The organism is Aeromicrobium sp. IC_218, from assembly GCF_004336805.1.
Classification (GTDB): Bacteria; Actinomycetota; Actinomycetes; order Propionibacteriales; family Nocardioidaceae; genus Aeromicrobium.
The window spans coordinates 39,510-66,109 of the sequence record NZ_SJXM01000015.1; the positions used below are offsets into that span (position 1 = coordinate 39,510).

Sequence of the window (26,600 nt, forward strand, 5' to 3'; positions counted from 1 at the left end):
CGCCGGGACGCCGTCCGGGTCACAGGCCGAGCGGGCCGGCCAGGAACGCGGTCGCGGCGTCGCCCCGGACGTCCAGCCGGTCGGTGCCGACGCGGCCCCACAGGCCCAGGTAGAGGTCGGCCGCGGTGCCGCGCACCAGGGCCTCGTGCGGCGTGCCGGCCGGACGCACGACGGGCAGGTCGCCCGGCTCCAGCACCCACGCGTCGTCGGTGTCGGTGGTCTCCAGCCGGATCGGCGCCTCGAGGGTCGGCGGCACGCCGCGCAGCGCCCGCACGCGCAGCATCACGGTGAGCAGCTCGTCGACGCCGTCCGCCGCCACCTGGGCGTCGGGGCCCCAGCCCTCGGCACCCGGCCAGCCGTCCTCGGGCAGCCCGAGGGCCACCGCCAGGTCGACGGTGTGGACGAGGGTCTCGTGCAGCTGGCGCCGGCGCCAGAAGCCCGCCGTCTCGTGCAGCTGTGCCCAGTTCGGCACCGGCTCGGCCGGGTCGACGGCCTGGAGCGCGAGCACGAGGGCGGAGGCGCAACCCGCGTACCAGTCGGTGAGCGAGCCGAGCACGAGCGGCTCCGGCGTCTCGACCAGCGTGCCGCCGAGGACGACCGCGCCCGCCTTGCGGTGCATCGTGCCGAGGTGGACGGCCAGGTCGCGCACCGACCAGCCGGGGCAGGTCGGCACCGGGAGGTTCTCGTCGGCCTCCCCCAGCAGCGTCACGAAGCGGGCCATCTGCTCGCCCAGCACCGGCAGGTGGTCCAGGCGCATCGGTGCGTGCTCAGTCATGGACGGATCCTCCGGACAGCAGCTGGGACAGGTGGACGGCCTGAACGTCGACGAGGTCGTCGAGCTGGGTGCGGCACGAGAAGCCGTCGGCCAGCACGACCGCGTCCGGGCCCGCGGCGCGCACCGCCGGCAGCAGCTGGGTCTCCGCGACGGCCACGGACGTCTCGTAGTGGCCCTTCTCCACGCCCCAGTTGCCGGCCAGCCCGCAGCAGCCGCTGAGCCGCGTGACGGTGACGCCCGCGCGCTCGAGCACGGCGAGGTCGGCCTCGAAGCCCAGGACGCTGGACTGGTGGCAGTGCGGCTGGACGACGACCTCGGTGCCGGTCAGGTCCGGCGGGTTCCAGCCCTCGGTGCGGGTGAGCAGCTCCGACAGGGTGAAGACGCCCAGGGCCACCTGCGCGGCGCGCGGGTCGTCGACGAGCTCCACGGCGTCCGAGCGCAGCGCGGCCAGGCACGACGGCTCGAGCCCGACGACCGGCACACCGGCGGCGACGTACTCGTGCAGCACCTCGACGGTGCGGCCGAGGATGCGCCGGGCGGCGTCGAGCTGGCCCGTGGTGATCCAGGTCAGGCCGCAGCAGGCGGAGCGGTCGAGCAGCTCGACGTCGTAGCCGGCGGCCTCCAGCACCTCGACGGCGGCGTGCCCGCCGGCGGGGGCGAAGTACTCGGTGAACGAGTCCGACCACAGCAGCACGCGGGGCCGCGCGGCGGCGGGGCGGGTGCGGGCGTGCCGGGTGAACGGCTTCGCGGCGAAGGCCGGGATGCTGCGCCGCTGGTCGATGCCCGAGACCCAGCGGGCCAGGTGGGCGACTCCGGGCGTGCGCAGCAGGACGTTCGTGAGCCGCGCGAACGGCGCGCCCAGCCGGGCCCACAGCGGCAGCTTGCCCATGACGTAGTGGCTGCGCGGGCGCACGCGTCCGGCGTACGTCTGGTGCAGCACCTCGGTCTTGTAGCTGGCCATGTCGACGCCGGTGGGGCAGTCGTGCAGGCAGCCCTTGCACGACAGGCACAGGTCGAGCGCCTCGTGCACCTCCGGCGAGCGCCAGCCCTGGTCGACCAGGCGTCCGTCGACCATCTCCTGCAGCGTGCGGGCACGGCCGCGCGTGGAGTCCTTCTCGTTGCGGGTCGCCTGGAAGGAGGGGCACATGACGCCGTTGGTGCCGCGGTTGTCGGCCAGGCACTTGCCCACGCCGGTGCAGCGGTGCACGGCCTGGCCCAGGTCGCCGTCGTCGTGCAGCAGGCGCAGCCCGGTGCGGCGCAGCGGCGGGGCGTGGCCGCGGCCGGAGCCGCGCAGGTCGTCGTCGAACGGGGCCGGGCGCACCAGGACGCCGGGGTTGAGCACGTCGTCGGGGTCCAGGACGCCCTTCACCTGCTCGAACAGCCGGATGGCCTTCGGCGAGTACATGGCCGGCAGCAGCTCGGAGCGGGCACGGCCGTCGCCGTGCTCGCCGGACAGCGAGCCGCCGTGGCTCGCCACCAGCGCGGCGGCGTCCTGCAGGAAGGAGCGGTAGACGCTGCGGCCGCCCACCTCGTCCAACGGGAACGTGATGCGCACGTGCACGCAGCCGTCGCCGAAGTGGCCGAACGGCTCGCCCTGCACCTGGTGGTCGTCCATGAGCCGCTCGAAGTCGCGCAGGTAGGCCCCGAGCCGCTCGGGCGGCACCGCGGCGTCCTCCCAGCCGGCGAGCGCGGGCCGGTCCCAGACGCGCGACGCGAGGCCGGCGCCCTCCTCGCGGATGCGCCACAGCACGGCCTGCTCGGCGCGCGACGTCACGTAGCGCGCGGCGCGGGCCGACGACGCCTGCTCGATCCGCGCGGCGCGGTCGGCCAGCTCGGTCTCGTCGTGGCCGGCGATCTCGACGTAGAGGTAGCCGCCGCCCTCGGGCATGTCGGGCACCGCGGACGCGCCCTTGGCCGCGCGGTAGACCTGCACGATGCGCGCGCCGAGTCCCTCGCAGGCGACCGGCTCGAACGGGAGCAGCGCCGGCACGTCGTCGGCGGCCTCGGCCATCGTGGGGTAGGCCAGCAGCACCATGTGCCGGTGCGGCGGCTCGTCGACCAGGTCGATGGTCGCGCCGAGGAAGACGCCCAGCGTGCCCTCGGTGCCGGCCATGAACGAGGCGACGTCGAAGCCGCGCTCGGGCAGCAGGTGCTCGAGGCTGTAGCCGGAGACCTGGCGGCCGAAGCGCCCGAGCTCGGTGCGCACGGTGCCGAGGTCGGCGCCGACCACCTGCTCGAGCCGGTCCAGGGTCGGGGACGCGGTGCGCTCGCCGCGGCGCAGCGTCAGCCGCTCCCCCGCGGCGGTGAGCACGTCCAGGCCGGCGACGTTGTCGGCGGCGCGGCCGTAGCCCAACGCGCGGTTGCCGCACGCGTTGTTGGCGATCATGCCGGCGACCGTGCAGCGGGTGTGCGTGGACGGGTCGGGGCCGTAGCGCAGGCCGAGCGGCGCTGCGGCGCGCTGGACGACGGCGTGCACGGCGCCGGGGTCGACCCGGGCGGTGCGCGACTCGGCGTCCACGTCGTGCACGCGGTTCATGTGCCGCAGGAAGTCCAGGACGACGCCGGTGCCGATCGCGTTGCCGGCGATGGAGGTGCCGGCACCGCGGGAGGTGAGCGGGGTGCCGGTCTCGCGGCACGCGTCGAGCACGGCGGCGACCTCGTCGGCGTCGTGCGGGCGGACGACCACCTGCGGCACGACGCGGTACAGCGAGGCGTCCGTGCTGTACATCGCCCGGGTCAGCGTCGAGTCGTCGACGTCCGCGACGCCCCGGCTCCGGAGCGCGGCGACGACGTCGACCGCGGCGTCCGGGACGACGCTCACCACAGCTCGAGCGAGCCGCGCAGGATGCCGGCCAGGTCGTCGGCCGAGGCCTCGCGCGGCGCGGTGGCGAGCAGGCGCTGCTGCTTGAGCGTGCCCTCGACCAGCGAGTCGACGTCACCCTCGCCGTAGCCGACCTCGGCCAGGCCCGACGGCACGCCGATGTCGCGCATGAGCCGGGTCAGCACGTCGGGCAGCAGCGAGGCCGGGTCGTCGCCCGGGGTCGCGCCGGGCTCGAGCAGCTGGGCCGCGCGGACGTGGCGCTCGGGGGCCGAGGAGAAGGTGAACCGGAACGCCTCGGGCGCGGTGAGCGACACGGCCATGCCGTGCGGCACCATCGCGTGGTCGTCGCCGTCCAGCACGGGGTAGCCCTCGGGCCGGAAGTCGCGCACCTGCCCGGCGACGGGATAGGCGTTGGCGTGCGGGATGTGGACGCCGGCGTTGCCGAAGCCCAGGCCGGCGAACGTCGCGGCGAGGGCGACCTCGGTGCGCGCGTCCAGGTCGTCGCCGTGGCTGACCGCCCGGCGGAACGAGCCGGCGAGCAGGCTCATCGACTTCTCGCTCCACATGTCCGAGATCGGGTTGGCGCCGCAGTACGGCACCCGCTGCTCGGCGGTCTTGCGCTCGTAGCTGGTGTAGCCGCGGGCGGTGTAGCTCTCCAGGGCGTGGCACAGGATGTCCATGCCGGCCGCGGCGGTGACCTGCGACGGCTGGGTGATCGTCAGCTCGGGGTCGACGACGGCCATCGTCGGGCGCAGCCGCGCGTGCGAGATGCCGGTCTTCACGTGCTGGTCGACGACGTCCAGGACGCAGATGGTGGTGCTCTCGCTGCCGGTGCCGGTGGTGGTCGGCACCGCGACGAGGGGGAGCAGCGGCTTCTCGGGCGCCTTGCCCCCGCCGACCGGGGCGTTGACGTAGTCCATGAGCTCGCCGTCGTTGGTGAGCATGAGGTTGACCGCCTTGGCGGTGTCGATCGCGCTGCCGCCGCCCACGGCGACGACCGCGTCGAACGGGGAGGCCGCGCGGGCGGCGTCCACCGCCTCGGCCAGGCTGCGGTCGGTCGGCTCGACCCGGACCCGGTCGAAGACGACGACCTCGACGCCCGCGGCCCGCACGGCCTCGGCCATCTCGGCCGGACGCCCGGTGGCCGCGACCCCCGGGTCGGTCACCAGCAGGACGCGCCGGGCGCCGAGCTGGCGCAGGTCGTGGCCGAGCTCGTGGCGCGCTCCCACGCCGAACTTGAGACCGGGCGCTCCATAGGTGAAGACGGTCTCGGGGCTGGTCGGGACGATGCTGGTCACGCGGCCTCCTCGGGGCGATGCCCTCCGAGGATACGACTGCCGTCGGGCTGGGCGGGCTCCACTACCCTGGTGCGGACCCGGGAGAAGAGGACTCATGAGGACGAAGCGACTGCTCGCCGCCGTGGCGACGCTCGGCATGCTCACCGCGACCGCCGCCTGCGACGGTGGCTCCGCGGAGACCGCCGACCCCGAGGCGACCGCCTCGACCGCGTCGCTGAGCGACCAGGTCGGCGACCACGAGTCCGGTCCCGACAGCCCGATCGGCTACGGCATGCGCGTCCCGCGCGGCGCCACCCAGCTCGGTCCGCTCGTCCGCTACCGCAGCGACGCGCTCGTCGCCGCCTACCAGGCCGACCTCGACGCGGCCGTGGCGCAGAAGAAGGCCGAGGACGAGGCCGCGCTGCAGGAGGAGCTGGAGGACGGCGAGACCCCGCCCACCCCCACGCCGACGCCGACCAACCGACCCAGCGACGACACCTACGACCTGCTCGAGGAGCAGCCGTCGCCCGACGTCACCATCTCGGCCATGCGCATCGACGGGGAGCCGTCCGACGTCGTGCACCGCATGCTCGGCCAGATCGCGGCCGTCCTGCCCGACAACGAGATCGACCCGGCGAACCTGGCCGCCTACTGCCCCGTGCAGGCCGGCCGCTACACCGGCTGCCACCTGGCCGAGCGTGGCCTGACCGGCGGCGGCCGCGACGTCTCGATCACCCTGGACGTCGCCGTGGGCTCGCTGCAGACCCGCACAGGCTTCCCCGCCTCCGACGGCGACCCGGTGATGGTCCTGCAGATCGCCTACGCCGGCGACCCGCGCGAGGGCCAGGAGGGCAAGGAGACCGAGGGCATCGACGACATGCCCGACCCCGACGCCACCGCCCCGGTCACCGAGGCGGTCTGGCCGCGGATGGACCTGGCCGCCCCGGCCGACTCCCCGCTGCTGGGCGGCACGTGGACGCTCCCCGAGGACGCGACCCTGCTGCTCACCAGCGACCGTCCGTCGTTCGTCATGGTCCAGCTCCCGCAGTTCGCCGACGCCGACGAGCTCGCCCGCTCCTGGGCGTCCGGTGCCGGTGAGCCGGTCACCAACACGATCGAGGAGCTGAACGAGATCACCACGACCTACACCGGTCGCACGATCGACGGCAGCCGCGCGTTCGGCGCGTACGTGGCCACCGGCCGCGGCGCCTACGCCTTCCTCATGCGTCAGGCCGCGCCGGCCCAGCGGTAGCCGTCGAGCGTCCGCAGGACGTGCTCGACCATCGGCAGCACCGGGTAGTCCGGGCCGCCGACCTCGCTGAGCTCCACCCAGCGCACCACGTCGGTGCTGCCGCCCACGTCGACGACGTGCGGCTCCTGCGCTACGTCCACGCGCACGGCGTAGAGCACGTGCACCCCGTGGTAGTCCTCGTAGGCGTCGTCGCGGCCGACGTCCACCACGTGCACGTCGTGGACGTCCACCAGCCGCGCGTCGAGGGCGGCCAGCCCGGTCTCCTCGTGCAGCTCGCGGCGCACCGCGTCGTGCGGGGACTCCCCGTGGTCGACGCCGCCCCCGGGCAGCGTCCAGGTTCCGGCCGGGAAGCCGACCGGGCTGATGCGGGTGAGCAGGATGCGCGAGTCGCGCAGGGCCACGGCGTACGCGCCGAGGCGTTGGGTGCGGCGCGTCACGGGGGTCTCCTCCGGCCTCGTTCTCGACAGGAAGCCCTCAGGCTTCGCCTCTAGAGTCAAGCACACGATGACTGAGCTCGCCCCGCTGCAGACGACCACCCAGCCCGTGAAGAAGCGGGTCGCGTACCTCGACAACGCCCGCTACTGGGTGATGTTGCTCGTGGTGATCGGCCACTCGCTCACCGACCTCGTGGTGATGGACTCCGCGCGCGGCGTCTACACGTGGATCTACCTGTTCCACATGCCGTTCTTCGTGCTCATCTCCGGCTACACGGCCCGCAACTACGTCGGCGACCAGCGCCAGGTGCGGCGCATGATCAGCACGCTCGTGGTGCCGTACCTGCTCGTCGAGCTGAGCCTGCAGCTCATCACCAAGCACTACGACGGCTCCCCCGAGCACCTGATGCCGCTGTCGCCGCAGTGGCTGGGCTGGTTCATGGCGGCGCTGATCATCTACCGCCTCACGACGCCGATCTGGCGGACGGTGCGCTACCCGATCACCATCTCGATCGTCATCTCGCTGCTCGCCGGCCTGATCGAGATCCCCAACGTCCTGGCCCTGCCCAAGGTGCTGGGCTTCCTGCCGTTCTACGTCATCGGCATGCACTTCAGCCGGGACCGCTTCATGGCCCTCGGCCAGTGGCGCATCCGCATCGCGTCCGCCGCCCTGCTCGCCGGCTCGTTCGTCGTCTGCCAGCTGTACGCGTCGGACTGGACGACCGAGTGGCTGCTGTGGAAGATGCGCTACGACGAGGCGCCGCTGGAAGCCGGCCCGATGGACGGCCTGGCCGTGCGCGCCTTCCTCATCGTCGTCGGCCTGGTGCTGTCGCTGGCCTTCCTGTCGCTCGTGCCGCGGCGCGAGTCGTGGACGACGCGCTTCGGCTCACGCACCTTCTACTGCTACCTGCTGCACGGCTACGTGATCATCCTGCTGGACCGCCAGTTCGACCTGTGGGCCAAGCTCGAGCCGTACGGTGCCGTGTCGGTCCTGGGCTGCATCGCCGCGGCCGTCGTGCTGGCCAACCTGCTCATGACCAAGTCGGTGGCCGACCTGTTCCGCCCGGTCTTCGAGCCCCAGCTGACCTGGCTGTTCAAGAAGTAGCCCGCCCCGCACCCGGCGTCCGCGCCGGGGACGACGAAGGGCCCCGCACCGTGAGGTGCGGGGCCCTTCGTGTTCAGCTGCTCAGCTGTCGTACGACGTGAAGTCGTAGTCGTCCAGCTGCACCGACTCGCCGGTCGGGTTGCCGAAGCCGTAGTCGTACGACTCGTACGAGCTCACCGAGTACGCGTTCGCACGCGCCTCCTCGGTCGGCTCCACCCGGATCTGGCGGTAGCGGTCCAGGCCGGTACCGGCCGGGATCAGCTTGCCGATGATGATGTTCTCCTTCAGACCGCGCAGCGAGTCCGACTTGCCGTGGATGGCGGCGTCGGTGAGGACGCGGGTCGTCTCCTGGAAGGAGGCGGCCGACAGCCACGACTCGACGGCCAGCGAGGCCTTCGTGATGCCCATGAGCACCGGACGGCCCGAGGCGGGAGTGCCGCCCTCGGCCACGACGCGACGGTTCTCCTCCTCGAACGTGGCGCGGTCCGCCAGGTCGCCCGGGATGAGGTTCGAGTCGCCCTGCTCGATGACCGTCACGCGACGGAGCATCTGGCGCACGATGATCTCGATGTGCTTGTCGTGGATCGCCACGCCCTGGCTGCGGTAGACCTCCTGGACCTCGTCCACGAGGTGCTCCTGCGCCCGGCGGACACCGAGGATGCGCAGGACCTCCTGCGGGTCCGGGGTGCCGTGCGTGAGCTGCTGGCCGACCTCGACGTGGTCGCCGTCGGCGATGAGCAGACGGGCACGCTTGGTGACCGGGTACTCCAGCGGCTCCGAGCCGTCGTCGGGGGTGACGACGAGCTTGCGGGTCTTGTCGGTGTCGTTGATCTCGACCCGGCCGGCGGCCTCCGTGATGGGGGCCTTGCCCTTGGGCTGGCGGGCCTCGAACAGCTCCACGACGCGCGGCAGGCCGTGCGTGATGTCGTCACCGGCCACACCACCGGTGTGGAAGGTACGCATCGTCAGCTGCGTGCCGGGCTCACCGATCGACTGGGCGGCGATGGTGCCGACCGCCTCGCCGATGTCGACGAGCTTGCCGGTCGCCAGCGAGCGGCCGTAGCACTTGGCGCACGAACCGGCCGCCGCCTCGCAGGTGAGGACGGTGCGGACGCGGATCGACTCCACGCCGGCCGAGACCAGCGCGCTGATCTCGACGTCGCCCATCTCGCCACCGGCGGGCACGAGCACCTCGCCCGTCTCGGGGTTGGCGATCTCGACCGCCGCGGTGCGCGAGTAGACCGAGGTCTCCACGTGCTCCTCGGGCACCAGCGTGCCGTCCTCGAGGCGGGTCGCGATGACCTTGGGCAGACCGCGCTCGGTGCCGCAGTCCTCCTCGCGGATGATGACGTCCTGGCTGACGTCGACCAGGCGACGCGTCAGGTAGCCCGAGTCGGCGGTGCGCAGGGCGGTGTCGGCCAGACCCTTGCGGGCGCCGTGCGTCGCGATGAAGTACTCGACGACGCTCAGGCCCTCGCGGAAGTTCGCCTTGATCGGACGCGGGATGATCTCGCCCTTGGGGTTGGCGACCAGTCCACGCATGGCGGCGATCTGACGCAGCTGCATCATGTTTCCACGAGCACCCGAGTTGACCATCATGTAGATCGGGTTGTCGTGGTCGAAGGTCTTCTCCATCTCGCCGGACACCTCGGCCGTGGCCTGGGTCCAGATCTCGATGAGCTCCTGACGACGCTCGTCCTCGGTGATGAGACCGCGGTCGAACTGCGTCTGGACCTTGGCCGCCTGGTCCTCGTACTTGCCGAGGATCTCGGGCTTGTTGCCCGGCGTCGAGACGTCGTCGATCGAGATCGTGACGCCCGAGCGGGTGGCCCAGTGGAAGCCGGTGTCCTTCAGCGCGTCCAGCGCGTTGGCGACGTCGACCTTGCTGTAGCGCTCGGCCAGGTCGTTGACGATCACGCCGAGCTGCTTCTTGCCGACCTGGTAGTTGACGAAGGGGTAGTCCTCCGGCAGCGTCGCGTTGAACAGCGCGCGACCCAGCGTCGTGGTCGTCAGCTCGTCGTTCACCTTCAGCTTGATCTTGCTCTGCAGGGTGATCTCGCCCCGCTCGAACGCCATCTGCGCCTCGGCCGGCGACGTGAACGCGCGACCCTCGCCCTGCAGGCCCTCGCGCTCGAGCGTGAGGAAGTACAGACCGATGATCATGTCCTGGGTCGGCATGGTGACGGGACGTCCGTCGGCCGGCTTCAGGATGTTGTTCGTCGACAGCATGAGGATGCGGGCCTCGGCCTGCGCCTCGGCGCTCAGCGGCAGGTGCACGGCCATCTGGTCACCGTCGAAGTCGGCGTTGAAGGCCGAGCAGACGAGCGGGTGGATCTGGATGGCCTTGCCCTCGATGAGCTGCGGCTCGAACGCCTGGATGCCCAGACGGTGCAGGGTGGGCGCGCGGTTCAGCAGCACCGGGTGCTCGGTGATGACCTCCTCGAGCACGTCCCAGACCTCGGCCCGGACGCCGCGCTCGACCATGCGCTTGGCGCTCTTGATGTTCTGCGCGTGGTTCAGGTCGACCAGGCGCTTCATCACGAACGGCTTGAACAGCTCGATGGCCATCTGCTTGGGCAGACCGCACTGGTGCAGCTTGAGCTGCGGGCCGACGACGATGACCGAACGGCCGGAGTAGTCGACGCGCTTGCCGAGCAGGTTCTGGCGGAAGCGACCCTGCTTGCCCTTGAGCATGTCCGAGATCGACTTGAGCGGGCGGTTGCCCGGGCCGGTCACCGGACGGCCGCGGCGGCCGTTGTCGAACAGCGAGTCGACGGCCTCCTGCAGCATCCGCTTCTCGTTGTTGACGATGATCTCGGGCGCGCCGAGGTCGAGCAGGCGCTTGAGCCGGTTGTTGCGGTTGATGACGCGGCGGTACAGGTCGTTGAGGTCGGAGGTCGCGAAGCGGCCACCGTCCAGCTGGACCATCGGGCGCAGCTCCGGCGGGATCACCGGGACCGCGTCCAGCACCATGCCGCGCGGGTGGTTGCCGCTGGCCAGGAACGCCGAGACGACCTTGAGGCGCTTGAGCGCACGGGTCTTCTTCTGGCCCTTGCCGGTGGCGATGATCTCGCGCAGGTTCTCGGCCTCGGCGTCGAGGTCGAAGGACTCCAGGCGCTCCTTGATGGCGCGCGCGCCCATGAAGCCCTCGAAGTACTTGCCGAAGCGGTAGGTCATCTCGCGGTAGAGCAGCTCGTCGCCCTCGAGGTCCTGGACCTTGAGGCTCTTGAACCGGTCCCAGACCTCGTTGAGGCGGTCGATCTCGCGCTGAACGCGGTCACGACGCTGACGGGCCTCACGCTCGGCGGCGTCCTTGACCTTGCGCTTCGCGTCGGCCTTCGCACCCTCGGCCTCGAGGGCGGCGATGTCCTCCTCGAGCTTCTGCATGCGCTCGTTGACCTCGTTGTCACGACGGTTCTCGAGCTGCTTGCGCTCCATGTCGATCTTGGCCTCGAGCGAGGACAGGTCGCGGTGACGCGCCTCCTCGTCGACGCGCGTGATCATGTAGGCCGCGAAGTAGATGACCTTCTCGAGGTCCTTCGGCGCCAGGTCGAGCAGGTAGCCCAGACGGCTCGGCACACCCTTGAAGTACCAGATGTGCGTGACCGGGGCGGCCAGCTCGATGTGGCCCATGCGCTCACGACGGACCTTGGAGCGGGTCACCTCGACGCCGCAGCGCTCGCAGATGATGCCCTTGAAGCGCACGCGCTTGTACTTGCCGCAGTAGCACTCCCAGTCCCGGGTGGGACCGAAGATCTTCTCGCAGAACAGGCCGTCGCGCTCGGGCTTGAGCGTGCGGTAGTTGATGGTCTCAGGCTTCTTGACCTCGCCGTGCGACCACTGACGGATGTCGTCAGCGGTGGCAAGACCGATCTTCAGCTGATCGAAGAAGTTCACGTCGAGCATGTAGCTCAGTTACCTTTCACCAAAAATTCGAACGAAGGCGGGGAAGTGTGACGTCACACTTCTTCGACGCTGGACGGCTCACGACGCGAGAGGTCGATGCCGAGCTCCTCGGCGGCGCGGAAGAGATCCTCCTCCGCGTCGCGCATCTCGACCGCGGTGCCGTCGCTGGACAGCACCTCGACGTTCAGGCACAGCGACTGCATCTCCTTGACGAGCACCTTGAAGGACTCGGGGATGCCCGGCTCGGGGACGTTCTCGCCCTTGACGATGGCCTCGTACACCTTCACGCGGCCGAGGATGTCGTCGGACTTGATCGTCAGCAGCTCCTGCAGCGCGTACGCGGCGCCGTAGGCCTCGAGCGCCCAGACCTCCATCTCACCGAAGCGCTGGCCACCGAACTGGGCCTTACCGCCGAGCGGCTGCTGGGTGATCATCGAGTACGGGCCGGTCGAACGGGCGTGGATCTTGTCGTCGACCAGGTGGTGCAGCTTGAGCATGTACATGTAGCCCACCGAGATCGGGCCCGGGAAGGGCTCGCCGGTACGACCGTCGAACAGGCGCGCCTTGCCGTCGGGGCCGACCATGCGGTCGCCGTCGCGGTTCGGGAGCGTGTTCGCCAGCAGGCCCTGCAGCTCGTCCTCGCGCGCACCGTCGAAGACCGGGGTCGCGACGTTGCTGCCCGACGGGGCCGTGTCGGCACCGATGGACGTGAGCCGCTCGGCCCACTCCTCGGCGATGCCGCTGACGTCCCAGCCCTGCTTCGCGATCCAGCCCAGGTGCAGCTCGAGGACCTGGCCGATGTTCATGCGGCCGGGGACACCGAGCGGGTTGAGCACGATGTCGACGGGCGTGCCGTCCTCGAGGAAGGGCATGTCCTCGATCGGGAGGATCTTGGAGATGACGCCCTTGTTGCCGTGGCGGCCGGCCAGCTTGTCGCCGTCGCTGATCTTGCGCTTCTGCGCGACGTAGACGCGGACGAGCTGGTTGACGCCGGGGCTGAGCTCGTCACCCTCGGACGCGTCGAAGACGCGCACGCCGATGACGGTGCCGGACTCGCCGTGCGGGACCTTGAGCGACGTGTCGCGCACCTCGCGCGCCTTCTCGCCGAAGATCGCGCGGAGCAGGCGCTCCTCGGGGGTCAGCTCGGTCTCGCCCTTGGGCGTGACCTTGCCGACGAGGATGTCGCCGTTGCTGACCTCGGCGCCGATGCGGATGATGCCGCGCTCGTCGAGGTTGGCCAGCATCTCCTCGGAGACGTTCGGGATGTCCCGCGTGATCTCCTCGGGGCCCAGCTTGGTGTCGCGGGCGTCGACCTCGTGCTCCTCGATGTGGATCGAGGTCAGCAGGTCGTCCTGGACGATCCGCTGGGAGAGGATGATCGCGTCCTCGTAGTTGTGGCCCTGCCACGGCATGAACGCCACGAGCAGGTTCGTGCCGAGCGCCATCTCGCCCTCGTCGGTGCACGGGCCGTCGGCCAGCGGGGTGCCGACCTCGACGCGCTGCCCCTCGGCGACGAGCGGACGCTGGTTGATGCACGTGCCCTGGTTCGAGCGACGGAACTTCGCCAGGCGGTAGGTGAAGTTGTTGCCGTCGTCCTGCATGATCTCGACCGCGTCGGCCGAGACCTCCTTGACGACGCCCGACGCCTTGGCGACGACGACGTCACCGGCGTCGACGGCGGCGCGGTACTCCATGCCGGTGCCGACGAGCGGGGCGTCGTTCACCAGGAGCGGGACGGCCTGACGCTGCATGTTCGCGCCCATGAGCGCGCGGTTGGCGTCGTCGTGCTCGAGGAACGGGATGAGCGCGGTCGCGACCGACACCATCTGGCGCGGCGAGACGTCCATGTAGTCGACCTCGGCCGACGGACGGAGCTCGGCCTCGCCACCGCGCTGGCGGACCAGGACGCGGTCGTCGGCGAAGCGCTTGTCGTCGGTCAGCGGCGAGTTCGCCTGCGCGACGATGAAGCGGTCCTCCTCCGTGGCGGTGAGGTAGTCGATCTGGTCGGTGACGACGCCGTCGACGACCTTGCGGTACGGCGTCTCGACGAAGCCGAACGCGTTGATCCGCGCGTAGGAGGCCAGCGAGCCGATGAGGCCGATGTTCGGACCCTCGGGGGTCTCGATCGGGCACATGCGGCCGTAGTGCGACGGGTGGACGTCACGGACCTCGTAGCCGGCGCGCTCACGCGACAGACCACCCGGGCCGAGGGCCGACAGACGACGCTTGTGCGTCAGGCCCGCGAGCGGGTTGTTCTGGTCCATGAACTGCGACAGCTGGCTGGTGCCGAAGAACTCCTTCAGCGCCGCGACGACCGGGCGGATGTTGATCAGGGTCTGCGGCGTGATGGCCTCGACGTCCTGGGTCGTCATGCGCTCGCGGACGACACGCTCCATGCGCGCCAGGCCGGTGCGGAGCTGGTTCTGGATCAGCTCGCCGACCGTGCGCATGCGGCGGTTGCCGAAGTGGTCGATGTCGTCGGCCTCGACGATCGTCGGGCCGGCCGGCATCTCCATCTCGGTCTCGCCGGCGTGCAGCGCGACGATGTACTTGATCGCGGCGACGATGTCGTCGATCGTCAGCGTCTGCTGGTCGAACGCGGCGGTCTGGCCCAGCTTGCGGTTGAGCTTGTGACGGCCCACCTTCGCCAGATCGTAGCGCTTGCCGTTGAAGTAGTAGTTGTCCAGCAGCGTCTGCGCGGCCTCCTTGCTCGGCGGCTCGCCCGGACGCAGCTTGCGGTAGATGTCGATCAGGGCCTCGTCCTGGTCGGACGTGTTGTCCTTCTCCAGGGTCAGGCGGATCGACTCGTACTGGCCGAACTCCTCGAGGATCTGCGCCTCGGTCCAGCCGAGCGCCTTGAGCAGGACGGTGACGCTCTGCTTGCGCTTGCGGTCCAGACGGACGCCGACGAGGTCGCGCTTGTCGATCTCGAACTCCAGCCACGCGCCGCGCGACGGGATGACCTTGGCCGTGTAGATGTCCTTGTCGGACGTCTTGTCGGGGGTGCGCTCGAAGTAGACGCCCGGCGAGCGGACGAGCTGGGACACGACGACACGCTCGGTGCCGTTGATGATGAAGGTGCCCTTGTCGGTCATGAGCGGGAAGTCGCCCATGAACACGGTCTGGCTCTTGATCTCGCCGGTCTCGTTGTTCATGAACTCGGCGGTGACGAACAGCGGCGCGGCGTACGTGACGTCGCGGTCCTTGCAGTCCTCGACCGAGTACTTCGGCGGCTCGAAGCGGTGGTCGCGGAACGACAGGCTCATCGTCTCGGAGAAGTCCTCGATCGGGGAGATCTCCTCGAAGATGTCCTCCAGACCCGACTTGGTGGAGACGTCCGTACGGCCCTCGGCGAGCGCCTGCTCGACCTCGGCCTTCCACTTACCATCGCCGACCAGCCAGGAGAAGCTGTCGGTCTGGAGGGCCAGCAGCTCAGGAACCGCGAGCGGCTCCTCGATCTTTGCGAAGGAGATGCGACGGGGGGCGGACTGTGCGACGGGAGTGCGCGAGGCGGCCAAGAGTGATCCTTCCGAGGGCTCGCAAGCGATGTAAACTCTGTTTCGGCGCACGCCACGAGATCCCGGTCAAGGGCACAGGGAGGTCAAGGCAGGCGCGAAAGATCAGTCTAGCCCCACGACACTCCAGAACTCAACCCCGGTCCTTGACAAGTTCCTGAGGAACGGTCAAAGTAGGTCGCTTCCGGCCCCGCCCCGAGCGGGGCCGTCGTCATGTCCGGGCCGGACGACGTCGTGCACCTCACAACGCGCGAATGTCGTCGACCAGCCAGCGCCCGTCGACCCGCTTCATCGAGACCACGACCCGGTTGCCGAACACGGTGGGCTCCTGGGTGTCGGCGGTGACCCGGGCCTGGTCGAAGAACACCAGCACGGACGCCCGGTCGTCGGCGCACTCGTCGCCGCACTCGCGCGGAGCAGCGCTCCGCGTCACGGTGCGCACCTGCACCTGGCGCTGCGGGGCCAGCTCGTCCAGCGCCGGCGCGATCGAGTCGAACTGCTCGGCGAAGCCGTCGGTCATCAGCGCGGTCGCGTCCTGCTCGTGCTGCTCGAGCTCGTCGAAGCGGTAGCTGAACACCGTCTCCATCGCCGTGCCCGCGGCGGCGGCCGCCTGGCGCTGCGCGGAGGCCACGTCGTCGTCGCCCTGCCAGCGGTCGTAGCCGTCGACCGCCGCCCAGGCGCCGAGCCCGAGCGCGACGAGCGCCAGCACGGTCAGCGGGACGACGACCCGCAGCGCGGCGCGCGACAGCCGGCGGCGCGGCGGACGCGCGGCCTTGGACTCCTCGCGACGGGCGCGCTTCTCCGCGCGGCGCTCGGACCGGGTGGGGCCGGCGGGCTCGCTCGGTGCCACGTCGGCCGGCCCGGCGCCGCTCGACGCCGGTCGCGCCGGGGCGACCGGCCGGGTCGGACGCGGTGCCGACGTGGCCGGACGCCGCGCCGGGGCGCCGGTTCCCGGGCGGGTCTCGCCGGCGATCCGGCGGCGCTGGGGGCGCTGCGCCTCGCTCACGGGCGTCCCTCCTGGAGGAAGTCATGGTGCGGACGGCCGCCCGCGAGAGTCGGCATGGTTCGCTCGCTGCGCTCGCTCACGGGCGTCCCTCCTGGAGGAAGTCATGGTGCGGACGGCCGCCCGCGAGAGTCGGCATGGTTCGCTCGCTGCGCTCGCTCACTGGCCCTCCTCCTGCTGCTGCGGCTCTCCCTCGGACGGCGGCTGACCGGTCTCGGCGGTCATCGCCGCGATGCTCTCGAAGTCGTCCACCTTCCAGGCGCCGTCCTGGCGCAGGAAGGCCACCTTCCAGCGGAAGTGGCGGCGCACCGCGGCCTTCTGGTCGGTGTTGGACACCGACGCGTCGACGGCCACGAGCACCTCGGCCGAGTCGGGGTCGAAGGAGTCGATGGCGACGGCCAGCACCTCGGGGTCACTGCTGCGCTGCTTGCGCGAGGCCAGGGTGCCGAAGATCGCCTCGGTGACCTGGTCGAACTGCTCGCGGTAGTCCGTGGTCAGGAGCCCGGACATGCGCTCCTGGTAGTCGTCGAGCTCGGCGACGTCGTAGGTGTTGTACGCGGTGGCGAAGTCGTTCGCCGCCGTGACGAGGTCCTGGCGGGACGACGCGTCGTCGTCGCCGGCGAAGGCGCGCGGCACGACGAGCCCGACGACGCCGACCAGCACGCCCACGACGACGAGCGCCGTGAGCAGCCGGACGATCCCTCGGGGCGGTGCGTCGGTCACCTCGCCGTGCTCGGTCCCAGAAGCAGCGCGCTCCATGTGTTCTCTCCCTCGGTGGACGGCTTCCCCTCCGAAGCCGCAGGCGGTCGGTTCACGGAGGACGTCCTCGAGCCGCGCGGCACCAGGTCGGGGTCGGCGCAGTCGGTGCCGACGTCGAACTCGGCCGGCGAACGGTCCTCCGGAGGCCGGTCCGCGGCAGTGTATCCAGCCTCGCAGGCCTTGGGCTGCGGCGTCAGGACCAGGCCGAAGGACGCGTCGTAGCGTCCGTCGGGGCCCTTGTCGACCACGCTGTAGGAGCCCTGGACGAGGTACGGGTACAGGATGTAGATGGCCTGCAGGCCGGCCGTGCGGCGCGACAGCGGCTCGATCGAGGACGTCAGGTTGCCCAGCAGCTCGGTGAGGTTCTCCTCGTTCTCCCCCACGACGGCGTCGACGAGCGCGGCGCTGTCGGACCCCTCGTCGAGCAGCCGCCGGATGTCCGGGTCGGCGTCGACGAGCGTGTCGGAGAGCAGCCGCAGGTCGCGCGAGAACGAGCCGATCTGCTCGCTCTTGTCGACCTGCGTCTGCAGCACCGAGTCCGAGTCGCGGATGAGCCGGCGCGTGGCGTCGAGGTTCTCGGTCGCGTCGGCGACGACCTCCATCGAGGTGTCCAGGATGCGCGACAGGTCGGCCCCGACGCCCTCGAAGGCCTGGCCGAGCTCGTCGACCACGACGGCGAGGTCCTGGGTGTCGACCGAGGCGACCAGGTCGTTGACGTCGAGCAGCACGGTCGCCGTGTCGAGCGGGATGCGCGTGTCCTCCTGGGCGATGGTCGAGCCCTCGGCCAGGTACGGCTCGCCGTCGGCGCGCGGGCGCAGGTCGACGTACTGCTCGCCGATCGCGGACTTGTTGGCCACGCGGGCCTCGACGTCGGCCGGGATGCGCGGGGCGTCGTCCTCCAGGTCGAGCCGGGCCTCCACGCCCTCCTCGACGAACTGCAGGTCGCCGACGCGCCCCACGCCGATGCCGCGGTAGGTCACCTCGGCCCCGACGAAGATGCCGCCGGAGTCGGCGAAGGTCGCCACGACCGGGTAGGTGCGGTCGATCACGAGCCGGTCGAGCTCGGCGTAGCGGCCGCCGACGAACGCGCCGCCGAGCACCGTGATCAGCGCGAACACGATCAGCTGGACCTTGGTCAGTCGGGTGATCATCGGGTCACCACCGGGTCGAGGAGGGCCGCGGCCAGGTCGGTGCGCGGGACGCCGGCCGGGACGCTGAGCGTCGTGGGCACGGCGGCGGCACCCACCGCGGGGCGGCAGAGCCGGAAGAGTCCGCAGAACCAGTTGTCCGGCTCCTCGGCCGCGGGCTCGTCGCCCTGGCCCGGCGTGGGCGCCGTGCTGGGCGCCGGCGCCGGGGCCTGCCCGGACGGCTGCTTGCCCGGCACCGGCAGCGACGGGGCGGGAGTGGTGCCGCCCGGCGTCCCGGACTGCTCGGGGACGTAGCCCCGCACGAGGCCGAGCAGGTCGTCCAGCGGCTCACCGGCCTTCTGCGGGTCGCCGCGCAGACCGCCGCCGATCGCGTCCAGCAGGCCGTCGAGGTCGAGCACCTGGGCCAGCGTGTCGGCCCCGAGGTCGATGCGCATCGACAGGTTCGTGTAGTCGCCCGGGTCGTAGGCCTTGGCCTCCTTCAGCGTCTTGCCGACGATCGCGTCGGTGAACGGGAAGGTCAGCAGCGCCTGGAACGAGGTGACCAGGTCGTCCGCGGCCGTGCCGAGGTTGGTGAGCGTGGGCTGGAGCGCCTTGAGGTCGGCCACGACGTCCTCCTTGGACGCGCGCACGACCCGGGTGCCGACCTCGCTGAGCTCCTCGAGACCCTCGAGCAGCGTCACGAGCGCCTTGCGCTGGCCGTCGACGACGCGCAGCGCGTCGGGCACCTGGTCCAGGGCGCCGGTGATGGCCTTCTCCTGCTCCTGCGTGCGGCGGGCGAGGCGGTCGACCTTCTCGAGCGTGGTGAGGATGCGCGCCTTGTTGTCGTCCAGGCGCGCGGCCAGGTCGCCGGCGTTGGTGAGCAGCCGCTTGACCTCGGCCTCGTTGCCGTCGAGCGCGCGGTTGAGCTCGCGGACGATGGTCTGGGTCTTCTCCAGGCCGCTGCCGTTGAGCAGCAGCGAGGCGGCGCTCAGCACCTCCTCGACCTCGGGGTTGCGTCCGGTCTGGCTCAACGGGATGGTGTCGCCGTCGTCGAGCTCGCCGGCCGCGCCCTGCTCGGGCGCCTCGAGCGACACGAACTTCTCGCCCAGCAGGCTGGTCTGGCGGATCGTGGCCCGCGCGTTGTCGGGCAGCTTCACGTCGCGGTTCAGCGTGAGGTCGACCTCCGCCGTCCAGCCGTCGAGCCGCACGTCGCTGACCTTGCCCACCGGGACCTCGTCGACCCGCACGCCGCTCTGCGGCACCAGGTCCAGGACGTCACGGAACTGCACCGTGACGGTGTAGGGGTCGTCGCCGACGTCGGCGCCGCCGGGCAGCGGGACGTCGTAGGGCGACATCGAGCAGCCCGAGAGCAGGGCGGCCGCGACGCCGGTCACCAGGATCCGCTTCACGGCGCCACCCCCAGCATGTCCTCGATGGAGTCGTTGACCCGGTCGGGCTGCGTCGTGGCGACGGTGCCGCCCGTCGCAGGCACGCCGACCGCGGCCCGGTTGCGGGCGGCGGAGCCCTCGGCCGTCTTGCCGCCGCCGGTGAGACCGCCCAGCAGGTCGCCGACCGTCTTGCACAGGTCGGTGGACTCCTTGCCGCTCTCGCCGAGCAGCGTGCACAGGAAGGTCTTCGGGTCCTCGAGCCCGCCGAACAGCATCTTCTCGATGTTGCTGCGGTTGTCGAGGGTGCCGTAGCGGCCGTTGTAGGTGAGGGCGACGTTCGAGAGCGCGGTGGGCGCGTCGACGGCCACCTGCTCGAGCGCGTCGCGGTGCTTGACCAGCACCCGCGAGATGGACGTCAGGTCGGCCACGTCCTTGCCCAGCACCGAGCGGTTCTCCTTGACCAGGTCGCGCACGTCGACCAGGGCCAGGCCGAGCTGGTCGACCGTGGCCGCGAGGTCCTCGCGCTCCCCCTCGAGCACCTTCGCGACGTCCGCGGTGCTGTCGTTGAAGCTGCGGACGGTGGCGTCGTTCTCGCGCAGCATGGCCACGAACTCGGAGATCTCGCGCACCGAGCCGAACAGGTCGTCGGAGCTGTTCTCCAGGGTCTGGCTGAGCTGTCCGACGTCACGGATGGTGTCGTTGACCTGCTGGCCCTCGCCGTCGAGCTGGCGCGCGCCGGCGTCGAGCAGCTTGCTCAGCGAGCCGTCCTTGTTGGCGCCCTTCGGGCCGAGCGCGACCGACAGGTCGTCGAGCGACTCGTAGACCTGGTCGAGCTCGACCGGCACCGCGGTGCGGTCGTGCGGGACGTGCGCGGACGCCTTCAGCTTCGCGCCCTTCGTGTAGGCCGGGGCGAGCTGGACGAACCGGTCACCGACCACCGAGGGCGAGACCAGCACGGCCTTCACGTCGGCGGGCAGGTCGACGTCGCCCTGGTACTCGATCGTGGCGCGGACCACGTCGCCGCGCGGCTCGAGCTTCGTCACCCGGCCGACCGGCACGCCGAGCACCTTGACGTCCGAACCCTCGTACAGGCTGTTCGTCGCGGTGAAGTCGGCGGTGATCGTCTTGGTGCCGTCGCGCTCGCTCAGCACGACGACCGCGGCGACGACCAGGGCCAGGAGGACCAGCGCGGACAGGATCCGGCCGGTGCGGGACAGCAGCGCGCTCACTTCGTCACCCCCAGGGCTTCCTTGAGCTGCTGGGCCAGGCCGAGGTTCGGCGGCAGGCCCGCGATGTAGGAGTCGAACCAGGGTCCGGACCCCAGCGCGTTGGCGAACACGGTGTCGAACGGCGCCATGACCCGCAGCGCCTCGTCCAGGCTCGCCTCGTGCTTGCGCAGCATCGTCGTGACCTTGCCCAGCTGGGTGAGCGCCGGCTTGAGGTCGGCGCGCGTGTCCTTGACCAGGCCGCGCAGCTCGGTGGAGATGCGCTGGGTCGACACGAGCAGGCGGTGGATCTCGTCGCGACGGGCCGACACGGCGCTGAACAGGACGTCGGAGTCCTCGAACAGCGTCTGCAGCTCCTCGTTGCGCGAGCTGACCACCGTGGTGACGGTGCGCAGGTTGCCCAGCAGCGACTGGATCTGCTCGTCGCGGGCGGCGAGATTGCGCGACACGGCCGAGACGCCGCGCAGGGCGCCGCGGAACTCCTCGGGCGTGCGCTGGGCGACGTCGGACAGCGTCGTCAGGGCGGTGCTGATCTGCTGCACGTCGAGCCGGTCGGTGGTCTCGCTGAGCTCGGAGAACGCCTCGACCACGTTGTACGGCGCGATGGTGCGCTCGAGCGGGATCGTGGCGCCGGCCTCGAGGTCGCCCTCGCCCTGCGGCGTGAGCGCGAGGTACTCCGCGCCCAGCAGCGTCCGGACCTTGATCTGCGCGGACGTCTCGGACCCGAGCTCGGCGCCCTTGTCGAGCTGGAACCGGACCTTCACCCGGTCGCCGTCCAGGGCGATCGCCTTGACCTCGCCGACGGGGACGCCGGCCACGCGGACCTCGTCGCCGGACTGCAGCGCGCCGACCTCGGCCATCTCGGCGTAGTAGGTGTCGCCACCGCCGATCAGCGGCAGCTGATCGGCCCGGAAGGCGGCCAGCATCATCGCCCCGATCGCGGCGAAGCCGACGATGCCGATCGTGGTGTGGTTGCGCTCGCGGAAGGGCTTCACGACTCGCACCTCGCTCCGCCGACCTGCAGGCCGTCGTCGCCGCCGATCTGCAGGCGGGTCTCCTCGTCCAGGCCGAGCAGCGGGATGCTGGGCAGCTCCACCACGCCCTTGATGTCGCACAGGTAGAAGTTGAAGTACGAGCCGTACGACGCCGACGTGCCGAGCTTCTTCATCTTGATCGGCAGGATGTCGAGCGAGGTCGCGGTCTGCTGCAGGTTCTTCTTCGTGCTGAGCTTCTTGGTCAGCGTGTTGAGCTGGCGGACGTCCTCGGTCAGCGCGGGACGGCCCTCGACCAGCAGGTCGGACGTCTCGTCGGTGAGGTCGGAGACCGCGTCGACCGAGTCCAGGATCGCGTTGCGGTCCTGCTTGAGCCCGGTGACGAACTGCTGGAGCGTGTCGATCATGTCGCCCAGCTCCTCGTCGCGGCGCCCGACGGTGTCGAGCACGTCGTCGAGGTTCACCACGACGTCGCCGATGAGCTCGTCGCGCTCGGCGAGCGTGCCGGTCAGCGACGCGGTGCGGTCGAGCAGCCGCTCCACCGAGCCGCTCTCGCCCTGCAGCGTCTGGATGATCTCGTAGGCCAGCTTGTTGGTGTCGTCGGGCGAGAGCGCCTGGAACACCGGCTTGAACCCGTTGAGCAGCACGTCCAGGTCGAGCGCCTCCTCGGTGCGCGAGTCCGGGATCGTCGCGCCGTCCTTCAGCGGGGACTGCGCGCCGTCGGCGCCCTGGCTCAGCGCGATGTAGCGCTGGCCGACCAGGTTGCGGAAGCGGATCTGCGCGTGGGTGTTCTCGGTCAGCCGGTGGTCGGCGTCGACCTCGAAGGTGACCAGCGCCTGGTCGCGGTCGTGGATCTCGATCTTCTCCACCGCGCCGACCGCGACGCCGGCGATGCGGACGTCGTCGCCCTTGGCCATGCCGGTGACGTCCTGGAAGACCGCCCGGTACTGCGTGCGCTCGCCGAACGAGCCGTTGCCGAGCAGCAGCATGAGGAACACGGTGGCCACGGCGGTGGCGGTCAGGAACGCCACGAGCTTGACCAGCGCGGCGATCGAGGCCTTATCGAGCTTCATCGACCCGCACCTCCGATCCGCGGACGACCGGGCTCAGCAGCAGCCCGCCGACGTCGGGCACGTCGGCCTCGCCGAGACCGAGCTGGGCCCGCAGCAGGGTGTCGAGCGCGTCGCGCTCGGCCGCGCCGTCGGTGACGACGCTCGGCTGGACGGCCTCGCCGAGGCCGCCGGCCGGCGCGCGGAACTTGTTGTGGTCGCCCTTCAGGCCGACCAGCTCGTACAGCTCGGCCGAGCCGCCCGGGAACGGGTTCTCCTGGTCGTAGGGCGGGTTGGGCAGGTCCAGGCAGGTCGGGTCGGTGAGCGGGCTCTCGAGCGCCTTGCGCGTGAGCGCCGCCCGCTCGTCCTTCTCGTAGCCGGTGGGCTGGCCGGTGAGCGGCAGCAGCTCGAGCTTGATGTGCACGGTGTTGTCCCGGTAGACGTCGTCGAGCTTGGGGATGATGTTGGCCATCCCCTCCAGGAAGCAAGGGAACGCGCGCGAGTACTCGGCGGTGATCTGGAGCGCCTCGCGCGAGAGGGCCGGCAGGTCGACCAGGTTGTCCTCGTTGGCCCGCAGCAGTGCGTCCAGGCGGCCGGTCAGCTCGTCGCCCTCCTGGAAGAACGCGGCCAGCTGCGAGCGCTTGGCCACGATGGTGTCGCCGGTGACGACGGCGTTGCTCAACAGGCGGCCGAGGTCGGGCATCGCGTCGGCGTAGGTGTCGGCGACCGTGCCGAGCTTCTCGACGTCGTCGATGAGCTGGGGCACCTCGGGGTTGATCTCCGCGAGGTACGCGTCGAGGTCGACGAGCATGTCGCCGAGCCGGTCGCCGCGGCCCTCCAGGGCGGTGGACAGCGCCGACAACGTGTGGCCGAGGTCCTCGGGCGAGACCGCCTCGAGCACCGGGTAGAGGTTGTTGAGCAGGGTCTCGACCTCGATCGGCACCTCGGCGCGCTCGATGACGTCGCCGGCCTGCAGCGTCCGGTCGCCGACCTGCTCGGGCGCGACGAGCTGGACGTACTTCTCGCCGAACAGCGTCTTGGGGACGATGCGGGCGCTGACGTCGGCCGGGACGGAGTCGATGGCGTCCGGGTCCATGGCGATCTGCATCGTCACGCCGTCGCCGTCGGTCTCGACCTCACGCACCTGGCCGACGATCATGCCGCGCAGCTTCACGTCGGCGTCGCTGCCCAGCGACAGGCCGACGTTGGACGCCTTCATGGTCACCGGCACGGAGTCGACGAACTTCTTCTCGAAGAACGCGTAGGTCAGCCAGACGAAGAACACGAGCAGCGCGACGAAGCCGACGCCGAGCACGCGCAGGCTGCTGGGCCGTTCCAGGACGGGGGTACGAGGCATCAGCCGGCCAGCCTCACGGTCGTGGTCGTGCCCCAGATCGCCATGGAGGCGAGCAGGTCGACGACGTTGATGGCCACGATCGAGGTGCGGACCGCCTTGCCCACCGCGACGCCGACGCCCGCGGGGCCGCCGGAGGCGTAGTAGCCGTGGTAGCAGTGGATGAGGATGACCACGACGGCGAAGACGAGCACCTTCGCGAAGCTCCAGAGCACGTCCTCGGGTGGCAGGAACGCGTTGAAGTAGTGGTCGTAGGTGCCCGGACTCTGTCCGTTGATCTGGGTGACCGTCAGCCGGGTCGCGAAGTAGGACGACAGCAGGCCGACGACGTACAGCGGGACGACGGCGATGAGGCCGGCGATCACCCGGGTCGTGACCAGGAACGGCAGCGACGGGATGGCCATGACCTCGAGGGCGTCGACCTCCTCGGAGATGCGCATCGCGCCGAGCTGGGCGGTGAAGCCGCAGCCGACGGTGGCGGCCAGCGCGATGCCGGCGACGATCGGCGCGATCTCACGGGTGTTGAAGTAGGCCGAGACGAAGCCGGTGAACGCCGACGTGCCGAGCTGGTCGAGCGAGGCGAAGCCCTGGATGCCGACCTCGGTGCCGGTGAAGAAGCACATCGCGGTGATGACGCCGACCGTGCCGCCGATGACCGCGAGCGAGCCCGAGCCGAGCGTGACCTCGGCGAGCAGCCGCACGATCTCCTTGCGGTAGTTCTTGATCGTGCGCGGGATCGACATGATCACCCGCACGTAGAACAGCATCTGGCGGCCCAGGCCGTCGACCCCGTCCAGGGTGGCGCGCGGCGCGTTGACGACGCTGCCGAAGACTCCGGTCGCCATCACATCCCCTTCGGTGGGACGAGCTGCAGGTAGATCGCCGTGACGAAGAAGTTCACGATGAACAGCAGCGTGAAGGTGATGACCACGGCCTCGTTCACCGCGTCGCCGACGCCCTTGGGGCCGCCGGCGGCGTTCATGCCCTTGTAGGAGGCCACGATCGCGGCGATGAAGCCGAAGATGAGCGCCTTGACCATGCCCTGCCAGAGGTCGGCCTCCTGGGCCAGGGCGGTGAACGAGGCGATGTAGGCGCCGGGTGTGCCGTCCTGCAGCACCACGTTGAAGACGAAGCCGCCGGCGACGCCGACGATGTTGACCAGGCTGTTGAGGCCCACCGCGACGATCATGCAGGCCAGCACGCGCGGCGCGACCAGGCGCTGCACCGGGTTGATGCCCAGCACCATCATCGCGTCGAGCTCCTCGCGGATGCGGCGCGAGCCGAGGTCGGCGGCGATGGCCGAGCCGGCCGCGCCGGCGACCAGCAGGGCGGTGGCGATCGGGCCGGCCTCGCGGACGACCGCGAGCACCGCGGCCGAGCCGGTGAACGACTGCGCGCCGAACTGCTTGATCAGCCCGCCGACCTGCAGCGCGATGACCGCGCCGAACGGGATGGCCACGAGTGCGGTCGGCACGATCGTCACGGTCACGATGAACCAGGCCTGCTGCAGCAGCTCGCGCACTTGGAACGGGCGGCGGAACATGGCCACCACCACGTCGAGCGCGAAGGCGAACAGCCCGCCGGCGACCCGGGCGGGCCCGGTGACGACGCTCAGGCTCATGCGACGGCCCCGGAGGTGGCGCTGGGCTCGAACGACCCGGGCGGCGGGACGACGCCGTTCGCGGCGCACCACGCGCCGGGCTCCTTCTGGCCGCGGCGCGGACGTCCGTCGGAGGGCTCGAGCTGGCGCGCGATGGGCGGCAGCGGAGGCATCTCGATGCTCGCCTCGGCCGCGAGCTCGTCGGCGTCCTTCTCCTCGCTCATGCCGATGGGGCCGACGCGCTGGGCGTTGAGGAACTGCGCGACGACCGGCTCGCGGCTGCTGAGCAGCATCTCGCGCGGGCCGAACATCGCCAGGTGCTTGTGGTAGAGCAGGCCGATGTTGTCCGGGACCGTGCGGGCGGTGTTGATGTCGTGCGTGACGATGAGGAACGTCGCGTCGATCTGCGCGTTGAGGTCGATGAACAGCTGGTTGATGTACGCGGTGCGCACCGGGTCGAGACCGGAGTCGGGCTCGTCGATGAGCAGGATCTCGGGGTCCATGACCAGGGCGCGGGCGAGGCCGGCGCGCTTGCGCATGCCGCCGGAGATCTCGCCGGGCAGCTTGTGCTCGGCACCGGCGAGGCCGACCAGGTCCATCTTCTCCATGACGACCTGGCGGATCTGCGACTCGCTCTTGCGGGTGTGCTCGCGCAGCGGGAAGGCGACGTTGTCGTACAGGTCCATCGAGCCGAACATCGCGCCGTCCTGGAACAGCACGCCGAACAGCTTGCGGATCTCGTACAGCTGGCGCTCGGAGCAGGACGCGATGTCGACGCCCTCGATGAGGATGCTGCCCCGGTCGGGCTTGAGCAGGCCGATGAGCGACTTGAGGAAGACCGACTTGCCGGTGCCCGAGGGGCCCAGCATCACCGAGATCTCGCCGGCGGGGAGCGTGAGGGTCACGTCGTTCCAGATCACCTGGCTGCCGAACTTCTTCGTCAGGCCGTCGACCTTGACCTCGACTCCCATGCTCTCCCCCTTCGGCGTCCTGGGTGCCCGCGCCTCTCCCTGCGCG

At 70.8% G+C, this 26,600-nt stretch carries 19 protein-coding genes; 2 read left to right on the top strand and 17 right to left on the bottom strand.

Features of this window, described 5'->3' with window-relative positions; translation table 11 throughout:
* Positions 1 to 19: 19 nt before the first annotated feature.
* Genes E0W78_RS14375 through E0W78_RS14385 form a run of 3 tightly spaced genes read right to left on the bottom strand, consistent with a single transcriptional unit; the run spans position 20 to position 4,894 of the window.
* On the bottom strand, positions 20 to 775 hold the full coding sequence (locus E0W78_RS14375) for a maleylpyruvate isomerase family mycothiol-dependent enzyme (protein WP_131404621.1): 756 nt from the start codon (positions 773 to 775) through the stop codon (positions 20 to 22).
* Positions 768 to 3,599: an FAD-binding and (Fe-S)-binding domain-containing protein gene (locus E0W78_RS14380; protein ID WP_347559452.1), complete on the bottom strand. Its 2,832-nt coding sequence runs from the start codon at positions 3,597 to 3,599 to the stop codon at positions 768 to 770. The genes E0W78_RS14375 and E0W78_RS14380 overlap by 8 nt, the downstream gene beginning before the upstream one ends.
* Positions 3,593 to 4,894: a hydroxyacid-oxoacid transhydrogenase gene (locus E0W78_RS14385; protein WP_242686364.1), complete on the bottom strand. Its 1,302-nt coding sequence runs from the start codon at positions 4,892 to 4,894 to the stop codon at positions 3,593 to 3,595. The genes E0W78_RS14380 and E0W78_RS14385 overlap by 7 nt, the downstream gene beginning before the upstream one ends.
* Positions 4,895 to 4,988: 94 nt before the next feature.
* On the opposite strand from E0W78_RS14385, the gene E0W78_RS14390 reads away from it, so the two are divergent.
* Complete coding sequence (locus tag E0W78_RS14390; RefSeq protein WP_131404623.1) at positions 4,989 to 6,125, top strand: hypothetical protein; 1,137 nt, start codon at positions 4,989 to 4,991, stop codon at positions 6,123 to 6,125.
* Here E0W78_RS14390 and E0W78_RS14395 read toward each other — a convergent pair.
* Positions 6,101 to 6,562 (bottom strand): NUDIX domain-containing protein, encoded by a 462-nt coding sequence (locus E0W78_RS14395; protein WP_165570522.1) that lies wholly within the window; start codon positions 6,560 to 6,562, stop codon positions 6,101 to 6,103. The two genes, E0W78_RS14390 and E0W78_RS14395, sit on opposite strands and share 25 nt — an antisense overlap.
* A 67-nt stretch (positions 6,563 to 6,629) precedes the next feature.
* Between E0W78_RS14395 and E0W78_RS14400 the strand changes: the two genes are divergently transcribed.
* Complete coding sequence (locus E0W78_RS14400; protein ID WP_165570523.1) at positions 6,630 to 7,664, top strand: acyltransferase family protein; 1,035 nt, start codon at positions 6,630 to 6,632, stop codon at positions 7,662 to 7,664.
* Positions 7,665 to 7,745: 81 nt separating this feature from the next.
* Here E0W78_RS14400 and E0W78_RS14405 read toward each other — a convergent pair whose 3' ends face one another.
* From E0W78_RS14405 to E0W78_RS14465, 13 genes are all read right to left on the bottom strand, one after another.
* Positions 7,746 to 11,570: a DNA-directed RNA polymerase subunit beta' gene (locus tag E0W78_RS14405; protein WP_131404626.1), complete on the bottom strand. Its 3,825-nt coding sequence runs from the start codon at positions 11,568 to 11,570 to the stop codon at positions 7,746 to 7,748.
* A 53-nt stretch (positions 11,571 to 11,623) separates the two neighbouring features.
* Entirely contained in the window at positions 11,624 to 15,088 is a 3,465-nt protein-coding gene (gene rpoB, locus E0W78_RS14410) for a DNA-directed RNA polymerase subunit beta (RefSeq protein WP_165570524.1), read from the bottom strand.
* A 238-nt stretch (positions 15,089 to 15,326) separates the two neighbouring features.
* A complete protein-coding gene (locus E0W78_RS14415) occupies positions 15,327 to 16,091 on the bottom strand; it encodes a hypothetical protein (RefSeq protein WP_131404628.1) in 765 nt (254 codons plus the stop codon).
* Between the two features lie 156 nt (positions 16,092 to 16,247).
* Positions 16,248 to 16,811 (bottom strand): hypothetical protein, encoded by a 564-nt coding sequence (locus tag E0W78_RS14420; protein WP_131404629.1) that lies wholly within the window; start codon positions 16,809 to 16,811, stop codon positions 16,248 to 16,250.
* The gene (locus tag E0W78_RS14425; protein WP_131404630.1) at positions 16,808 to 17,998 is read right to left on the bottom strand and encodes an MlaD family protein; all 1,191 of its coding nucleotides are present in this window, start codon (positions 17,996 to 17,998) and stop codon (positions 16,808 to 16,810) included. Before E0W78_RS14425 ends, E0W78_RS14420 begins: the two co-directional genes overlap by 4 nt.
* Positions 17,995 to 19,383 (bottom strand): MCE family protein, encoded by a 1,389-nt coding sequence (locus E0W78_RS14430; RefSeq protein WP_131404631.1) that lies wholly within the window; start codon positions 19,381 to 19,383, stop codon positions 17,995 to 17,997. The genes E0W78_RS14425 and E0W78_RS14430 overlap by 4 nt, the downstream gene beginning before the upstream one ends.
* Positions 19,380 to 20,591: an MCE family protein gene (locus tag E0W78_RS14435; protein ID WP_165570525.1), complete on the bottom strand. Its 1,212-nt coding sequence runs from the start codon at positions 20,589 to 20,591 to the stop codon at positions 19,380 to 19,382. The genes E0W78_RS14430 and E0W78_RS14435 overlap by 4 nt, the downstream gene beginning before the upstream one ends.
* Complete coding sequence (locus E0W78_RS14440; protein WP_131404633.1) at positions 20,588 to 21,583, bottom strand: MCE family protein; 996 nt, start codon at positions 21,581 to 21,583, stop codon at positions 20,588 to 20,590. The genes E0W78_RS14435 and E0W78_RS14440 overlap by 4 nt, the downstream gene beginning before the upstream one ends.
* Positions 21,580 to 22,653, bottom strand: a complete 1,074-nt coding sequence (locus E0W78_RS14445; RefSeq protein WP_131404634.1) for an MCE family protein — start codon at positions 22,651 to 22,653, stop codon at positions 21,580 to 21,582. The genes E0W78_RS14440 and E0W78_RS14445 overlap by 4 nt, the downstream gene beginning before the upstream one ends.
* Positions 22,640 to 23,986, bottom strand: coding sequence for an MCE family protein (locus E0W78_RS14450; protein WP_131404635.1), 1,347 nt, complete (start codon positions 23,984 to 23,986; stop codon positions 22,640 to 22,642). Before E0W78_RS14450 ends, E0W78_RS14445 begins: the two co-directional genes overlap by 14 nt.
* Complete coding sequence (locus E0W78_RS14455) at positions 23,986 to 24,828, bottom strand: ABC transporter permease (protein WP_131404636.1); 843 nt, start codon at positions 24,826 to 24,828, stop codon at positions 23,986 to 23,988. The genes E0W78_RS14450 and E0W78_RS14455 overlap by 1 nt, the downstream gene beginning before the upstream one ends.
* Positions 24,828 to 25,604, bottom strand: coding sequence for an ABC transporter permease (locus E0W78_RS14460; RefSeq protein ID WP_131404637.1), 777 nt, complete (start codon positions 25,602 to 25,604; stop codon positions 24,828 to 24,830). The genes E0W78_RS14455 and E0W78_RS14460 overlap by 1 nt, the downstream gene beginning before the upstream one ends.
* A complete protein-coding gene (locus E0W78_RS14465; protein WP_131404638.1) occupies positions 25,601 to 26,554 on the bottom strand; it encodes an ABC transporter ATP-binding protein in 954 nt (317 codons plus the stop codon). The genes E0W78_RS14460 and E0W78_RS14465 overlap by 4 nt, the downstream gene beginning before the upstream one ends.
* Positions 26,555 to 26,600: the final 46 nt, after the last annotated feature.